This window comes from Azorhizobium doebereinerae UFLA1-100 (genome assembly GCF_000473085.1).
In the GTDB taxonomy this organism is placed as follows: domain Bacteria; phylum Pseudomonadota; class Alphaproteobacteria; order Rhizobiales; family Xanthobacteraceae; genus Azorhizobium; species Azorhizobium doebereinerae.
In genome coordinates this window covers 125,976-133,325 of record NZ_AXBA01000017.1, presented here as the reverse complement: position 1 = coordinate 133,325, position 7,350 = coordinate 125,976, and the positions used below count along the sequence as shown (strand labels likewise).

Sequence of the window (7,350 nt, the reverse complement as noted above, 5' to 3'; positions counted from 1 at the left end):
CGTGGTCGGCCAGCAGCTCGCGCAGCCACACCGTCTCGCGCAGGCGGTTCGGCAGCTCGATGCCGATGACGTTGCGTCCCTCCACCACCGCCACGCGGGCGGAGATGGCGCTCATGGAGCGGGCGATGTCGGCGGCGAGGCCGATGACGCGGGAGGACTTGGTGCCCGGCGCCGGCTCCAGCTCATAGAGCGTGACCACCGGGCCGGGATTGGCGTCGATGATCTCGCCGCGCACGCCGAAGTCGCGCAGGGTCTGCTGCAGGATCTGGGAATTCTGCTCCAGGAATTCCTCGGAGAGGTCGAACGGCGGCTCCACCACCGGCGGCTCGGCCAGGAGTTCGAGCGGCGGCAGTTCGTAGGCATAGGCGTCCGCCGGGCGGAGGTCGTGGCCCGGGGCGGCGTCCGCCTCGTCATCATCCGCCTCAGCCGGAGAAGCGTTGGCGGGAGAAGCGTTGGCCAGGGAAGCGTTGGCCGAGTTTGCGGCCTCCGGCTCCGGGAGGGCGGCGGGGACGCACGCGGCGGCCGAATCGGGCGCCGTCCCGGCGGGGGAGGCGATGGGGCCGAAGCCGGTCTGGACGCTCTGCTGATAGAACGACCAGCCGAGCGTGGCGAAGCCGGACAATCCCTGCGGCGCGGCCGCTCGGGTCGCGGGCGCGCCCTCGCCCGTCGCCGGTGCCGCGATCGCCGGCCCGTCGTGCGCGCGGCTCTCGGCGACGATCTCGCCGGGGGTGGCAATGCCGGCCACCGCCTCAGCGTCAGCGGCGGTCTCATGCGCATCCACGGCCGGGGGCGCGTCATCCTGTTGCGTCAGCGCGGCCTGCGCCGCGCCGGCCTCCGGCACATCAGGCTCCGACACGTCGGGCTCCGGCAGCTCCGGTTCCGCCACGGCGACGGGCGCGACGTCCTGTTCCGCCGCCGGCACCGCCGGCAGCGCGCCCAGCAGGATCAGGGTTCTCAGCCCATGGAGCGTCTCCGGCACCTCGGCCAGGGGATCGGCGCAGTCCGGCGCGGCCTCGGCCAGGGCGGCGGGCGCGTTCGCCGCCGCCTCCCCTGCGGCCTCGGCCGCCGGGGAGGTCATGTCGGGCCCGCCGGACGCGGGCAGGTCGAGACCGGCCCCGGCATGGACAGCGTCAGGGTGAGCAGCCTCGGTGGGGGCGGTCTCGGTGGGGGCAGCCTCGGCGTGGGCGGCGCCGTCCTCCGGCATGGCATCCGCCACCGCGACGGCCTCGGCAGCCGTCTCGGCCAGGGCTTCAGCGGCGGCCTCGGCTGTCGCCGGCTCGGCAGCGGCGCCGGCCGGCGCTTCGGCGACGTCCGGCCCCTCGTCCTCCACCGCGAGGAAGGACCAGTGCCGCGCGGCGAAGGCAAAGCCCTCGGGGCCGGCCTGGATTTCGGCGGCAGGCGGCTGGACGGCAGGCGGCTGGATGGCGGGAGGTTGAATCGCGGGAGATTTGGCGGCCGAGGGCTGGCCCGCCGCCTTGGGCGCCATCTTGGGCGCCGGCTCCGGGGGATTGACCACCATCGGCTCGGGCGGCTGCTTGCGCGGCCGCATCAGATATTCCGGCGTGCGGGTGAACCGCGTGTTGGCGTCGATCGTGAAGGGCTGTAGCCAGCTCGGCACCAGTTCGTGGGCGATCCACGGCGTCACCGTCACATGCGCGGCGGTGGACGCCTTCATGCGCAGCGCCGGCGTGTCCGGAAAGGACAGACCGCGGGCGTCGCCTGCCACGGGGCCTGTGGAAAAGCGGGAAAAATTCGACTTCGGGGGGCGATTCGAAGAAGGCATGTGCGTCCAGGACCCAGCAGGCCGTTCGGCGGAACGGCTGGTTCCTCAAGACTTAACGCGGGTGCGTTAAAAGGACGTTTGGGCTCCGGAGGAAGCCGCCGCCGCGCGACATCGGGGCGCGCCCGCCCGCCGCTGTCACCCCCCGGACGCCGGCCTCCGGGCCAGGCCCCGATCGCTGCAAGGGGCGCCCTGCCGCCCCGGCGGCCTCCCGCCCCAGCCTTCCTGTCCGCCGCCACTCCGCCCCCGCCGCCTCCCCCTGCCCTTCCCGCTGCCCGCCGGACGCGCCGGGCCGCCGTCTCCCGCCCGGGGAGCGTAGCGCGCGTCCATGGCATAGCGAGCACGCGCTCAGCGCGGCGTCCGGCCCGACAGGTGACCGGAGGGACGGAAGACGCCGGAGCCGCTCCGCCAGCGTCCGGCGCGCTCCCGCTCCCCCCGATCCCGCCCCCCGATCCCGGCCGCGCGCCGAGGCATCGGCAGGGCCGCATTTCGGGGCGGAACTGCTAACCCCGGGCTCACTATGTATTGACTGTGTTGTCACTACAGCAATTTGGAGGTAAAATCGCTACAAAGCTGGCCTCAGATCAGATGCCGGCATCCGAGAGGACCAGCCCGTGGCTAAGCGTACCACCCCTTCCCCGCGCCCTTCGGGACGCGCCGCCCGTCCCGCCGCGCGCGCCGCCGCGCCGCGCGCCAAGGCCTCCCCCGCCGCCCAGGCCCCCGCCCCCAAGGCGCCCGTCTCCAAGGCCCCCGTGGTGAAGGCGCCCGTGGCCAAGACGGCGACGGCCAGAACAGCGGCAACCAAAACGGCGACGACCAAACCGGCAGCGGCAAAGACGTCGGCAGCCAAGGCATCCGTCGCGAAGGCGGCCGCCAAGACGTCCGTCGCCAAGATGGCGGCGAAACTGCCCGTGGCGCAGGAGCCGACGCGCAGCCGCCTCGCGCCGCAGGTGCGCCACCGGATGATCCTCGACGCCGCCGTGCAGTTCTTCTCGGAGAAGGGCTTCGAGGCGCAGACCCGCGATCTCGCCGCCCGGCTCGGCATCTCGCAGGGCCTCATCTTCCGCTACTTCAGCACCAAGCAGGCGCTGGTGGATGCGGTCTATGAGGACGTGTTCGTCCAGCGCTGGTCGAAGGAGTGGGAGGCGCGCCTCAAGGAGCGCGGCATCCCGCTGAAGGAGCGGCTCGAAGGCTTCTACCTCGCCTATCTGGACGCGGCCGACGAGAGCCACTGGATCCGCGTGGCGCTCTATGCCGGCCTGGCCGGCACCGACATCGCCACCCGCTATCTGGAGACCCATGCCAACCGGCTGCTCAAGATCATCCAGCGCGAGCTCAGGGTGCATCGCGGCCTGCCGGACAAGGCGGTGGCCGATCCGATCGACCGCGAGCTGGCCTGGCACCTGCACTCCACCTTCCTCTACATGCTGGTGCGCAAATATGTGCACCGCCAGCCGGTGATGGACGACAAGGCGACCTTCGTCGCCCTCGTCGTCGGCACCGTCCTGGGCGGCCTGGAGGCCGGCACGCGCGCGGCGGAGGCGGCGGGCACAGCCGCAGCCCGCGCGGCCCTCGCCAAGGCTGCGCCGCCGCAGCTGGAGGCGCCCAAGGAGGCCCCCAAGGTCGATGCTCCGAAGGCCGAAGCCGCGAAGGCCGTGCCGGCGAAGGGGCGCGCCGCCAAGGCGAAGCCCGCCGCCGTGACGGCCGCGCCGGCGCCCGCCGCCCCCGCGAAGGGCCGGGGCGCTGCCGGACGCAGCGCGGCCCGCGCGCCGCTGCGCGCCGCGTCCACCGCACCGGCCGCCGCCAAGGCGAGCGCGCCGGCGCCGAAGGCCACCGGCCGCGTGGCGGCCAAGCCTGCGCCCGCCAAGCCGGCCGTGGCCAAGGCGGCTGCCAAGCCCGCTCCCGCCAAGCCTGCTCCCGTCAAGCCTGCTCCCGCCAAGCCCGCCGCCGCCAAACCCGCCGTGGTGAAGGCTCCGGCTCCGCCCGCCGCCAAGCCGGCGGCAGCGGCGAAGGCTCCGGCCAAGGCCGCCGCCACCAAAGCCCCGGCCACCAAGCCGGCGGCCGCCAAGGCAGTGGCGCCCAAGGCCCCCGCGCCCAAGCCGGCGGCACCCAAAGCCCCCGCCAAGGCTCCCGCCCACGGCGGCCGCAGGCGCTGAGGCGCGCCCGGCCAGCCTGTTCCGCACCACCCGTGCCGGGCACCCAGCGTGCCCGGCATTTTCATTTGCAGCCCCCGTTCGCAGTCCCCAGGAAGGAGAGGCCGTGTCCCTCACGCTCTATGAACTCGCCGGCGCCGATGCCGCCGTGCGCTTCAGCCCGCATTGCTGGAAGGCGCGCATGGCCCTCGCGCACAAGGGGCTCGACGCCGAGTGCCGGCCCTTCCGCTTCACGGACAAGGCGGAGATCGCCTTCTCCGGCCAGGGCCTCGTGCCGGTGCTGGTGGAGGACGGGACGGCGATTTCGGATTCCTGGCGCATCGCGCTGCATCTGGAGGCGCGCCACCCGGAACGGCCGTCCCTGTTCGGCGACGGGCAGGGCCGCGCCCTCGCCCGCTTCGTGAACGCCTATGCCGACAGCGCCGTCGTCGCCCCCCTGCGCCCGCTGCTGACGCTGGACATCTTCCTGCGGGTGCATGAGAAGGATCGGGCCTATTTCCGCGCCTCCCGCGAGGCGCGCTTCGGCCGCCCGCTGGAGGAGCTGAACAGCGACACCGCCAGGAACGTCGCCGATTTCCGCGCCGCTCTCACCCCGGCGCGCACCCTGCTGGGCGACCAGCCGTTCCTCGCCGGCCAAGCGCCCGCCTATACGGACTATGCCCTGTTCGGCCTGTTCATGTGGGCCCGCTGCATCAGCGAGGTGCGGCTGCTGGAGGAGGACGACCCGGTGTTCGGCTGGCGGGAGCGGCTGCTGGACGCCTTCGGCGGCCTCGCCCGCAACGCGCCCATTGGGGTCGCCGACGCGGCGGCCTAGGACGGATCGACATTCAGGCCCGGTGGCTCTTTGTAACGGTGCCTCCTTTGTAACAAAGCGCTGCCATCCCGAGTCCCGCACGACGCGCCCCCTCCCCCCTTGCGGGGGAGGGTTGGGGAGGGGGGTGAAACGCGCGCCGATCGCGACCGCTGTGGGACCCGGGGTGCGCCCGCTTAGGTGCCCGTGCGCCGATGCGCATGACGGCAGGCCGAGGTGAAGGCGGATGGCGCGTCACCCCCCTCCCTGCCCTCCCCCGCAAGGGGGGAGGGGCCCCTACCTGTGCCGGCGACGGCCCGCCCCGCACGAGCGCACCCTCATGGGCGGGCGGGTGCCAGCAAGCGCCTGGTGTCGCCATAGGCGTCTCGGCCACAAGACTCTTGAGTCACGAGAGTCTTGAGGCACAAGGGTCTTGGCAAGGGGAGTGTTATCCCAAAGACCTGCGGTCGCCTGAATGTCGATCCGCCCGAGAGCGCGATCGATCAGAGTGAATCAATCTGATCAGTGAATCGCCATATAACTTTATGATAAATAACGCTTTTTCGTTCAAAGGGCGGTGCCATTTGAACGGAACGTGCTCTGAGGCCTCAGGGCGCCGTCATGAGCTGCTGGGCCTCGGCGGCGCCGCTCGCCTTGCCGTAGAGGCAGGCGAAGGTGGCCTTCTCGTTCTTCATGTGCGGCTGCGGCCAGCGGCCGGAAACCAGCACCAGCACGCGGTCGGAGAAATCCGTCGGCGTGCCGAGGGCGCGGGCCTCCTTCAGCCCGCTCGCCGTCAGGCAGGCGGCCTTGGCCTTGGCGAACAACTCGGCCCAGGCATCCGGGCTGGCGGCGGACGCGGGGCCTGCGGCGGCGAGGCCGCAGGCGAGGACCAGCGCCAGGGCGGCGGGGCGGCGGGACAACGGCCTCATGCGCGGGCATCCTCCAGGATCATCCGGGCTCCCTTTTCCCCGATCATGATGGACGGGGCGTTGGTGTTGCCCGAGGTGAGAGTGGGCATGATGGACGCATCGACCACCCGCAGGCCGTCGATGCCGAGCACCTTGAGCCGCGCATCCACCACCGCCAGCGGGTCGCTGGGCAGCCCCATCTTCGCCGTCCCCACCGGGTGGAAGATGGTGGTGCCCACGTCGCCCGCCGCCTTGGCGAGCGCGGCGTCGTCATCGTTGGAAATGGCGGCGCCGGGCAGAAGTTCCTCCGGCCCATAAGGCCGCAGCGCCGGCTGGGCGACGATGCGGCGCGCCACGCGGATGGAGTCCACCGCCACGCGCCGGTCCTCGTCCGTGGTCAGGTAGTGCGGGCGGATCTCCGGCGGCGCCAGCGGGTCCGGCCCCTTCAGGCGGATGGTGCCGCGCGAGGTCGGGCGCAGGTTGCACACGCTCATGGTGAAGGCGGGGAAGCGGTGCAGCGGCTCGCCGAACTTGTCCAGCGAGAGCGGCTGCACGTGGAACTCGATGTTCGCCCGCTCCTGGCCCGGATCGGACTTGGTGAAGATGCCGAGCTGCGAGGGCGCCATGGTCAGCGGCCCGCGCCGGAACAGGGCGTATTCCAGCCCCATGCCCATGCGGCCGAGCAGCGAATGGTAGCGCTGGTTCAGCGTGCCGATGCCGGCGATCTTGTAGATCAGCCGCAATTGCAGATGGTCCTGGAGGTTCGAGCCGACCCCCGGCTTGTCCAGCACCACCTCGATGCCGTTGGCCTGCAGATGCTCCGCCGGGCCGATGCCGGAGAGCATCAGCAATTGCGGCGAGCCGAGCGCGCCGGCGGCGAGGATCACCTCGCGCCGCGCATGGAGCGTGCGCGGGCCGTCCTTGCCGCGCACCACGACGCCGGTGGCGCGGCGGTCCTTCACCACCACGCGCTCCACATGGCCGGTGGTGACGAGGTCGAGGTTGGCCCGGCCCAGCACCGGCTTCAGGAAGCCGCGCGCCGCGCTCCAGCGCAGGCCGCGCTTCTGGGTGACGTGGAAATAGCTCGCCCCCTCGTTGTCGCCGGTGTTGAAATCGTCGATGGCGGCGATGCCGTCCTGCCCGGCGGCGGCGCGCACCACGTCCAGCAGCGGCCAGGTGATGCGGGGGAACTCCACATGCAGCTCCCCGCCCTTGCCGTGGTGGGCGTTGGGGCCGAGGAAGTGGTCCTCGTGCCCCTTGAAGAGCGGCTCCACGTCGTCCCATCCCCAGCCCGGCAGGCCGAGCTGGCGCCAGTGGTCATAGTCGCCCGCCTGCCCGCGCATGTAGATCATGGCGTTGATGGCGGACGAGCCGCCGATGGCCTTGCCGCGCGGATAGGCCAGCGCGCGCCCGTTGAGGCCGGCCTCGGCCTCGGTCTTGAAGCACCAGTCGGCGCGGGGATTGCCGATGGCGAACAGATAGCCGACGGGAACGTGGAACCAGATCCAGTCGTCCTTGCCGCCCGCCTCCACCACCGCGACCCGCACATTGGGATCGGCGGACAGCCGGTTCGCCAGCACGCAGCCGGCCGAGCCCGCGCCGACGATCACATAGTCATAGGTCTCGCCCGCATCGGTGGCCTGAGGCATCCCGTCTTCTCCCAGTCATGAGCGCCGGGCTTGTGCCCGTGTTGGGCGGACTGTGACGGCGCGGCCAAGC

General features: G+C 72.3%; 5 protein-coding genes. 2 read left to right on the top strand and 3 right to left on the bottom strand.

Features of this window, described 5'->3' with window-relative positions:
- The coding region (locus YU1_RS34465; protein ID WP_280790717.1) for a DNA translocase FtsK at positions 1-1,675 on the bottom strand (1,675 nt) is incomplete at its 3' end.
- Between the two features lie 719 nt (positions 1,676-2,394).
- On the opposite strand from YU1_RS34465, the gene YU1_RS32025 reads away from it, so the two are divergent.
- Both YU1_RS32025 and YU1_RS0114580 read left to right on the top strand, forming a co-directional pair.
- The gene (locus YU1_RS32025; protein WP_156922145.1) at positions 2,395-3,936 is read left to right on the top strand and encodes a TetR/AcrR family transcriptional regulator; all 1,542 of its coding nucleotides are present in this window, start codon (positions 2,395-2,397) and stop codon (positions 3,934-3,936) included.
- Between the two features lie 103 nt (positions 3,937-4,039).
- The gene (locus tag YU1_RS0114580) at positions 4,040-4,747 is read left to right on the top strand and encodes a glutathione S-transferase family protein (RefSeq protein WP_029004700.1); all 708 of its coding nucleotides are present in this window, start codon (positions 4,040-4,042) and stop codon (positions 4,745-4,747) included.
- A 584-nt stretch (positions 4,748-5,331) separates the two neighbouring features.
- Here YU1_RS0114580 and YU1_RS0114575 read toward each other — a convergent pair.
- Positions 5,332-5,652: a hypothetical protein gene (locus tag YU1_RS0114575; protein ID WP_035715413.1), complete on the bottom strand. Its 321-nt coding sequence runs from the start codon at positions 5,650-5,652 to the stop codon at positions 5,332-5,334.
- The gene (locus YU1_RS0114570; RefSeq protein ID WP_029004698.1) at positions 5,649-7,280 is read right to left on the bottom strand and encodes a GMC family oxidoreductase; all 1,632 of its coding nucleotides are present in this window, start codon (positions 7,278-7,280) and stop codon (positions 5,649-5,651) included. The genes YU1_RS0114575 and YU1_RS0114570 overlap by 4 nt, the downstream gene beginning before the upstream one ends.
- Positions 7,281-7,350: the final 70 nt, after the last annotated feature.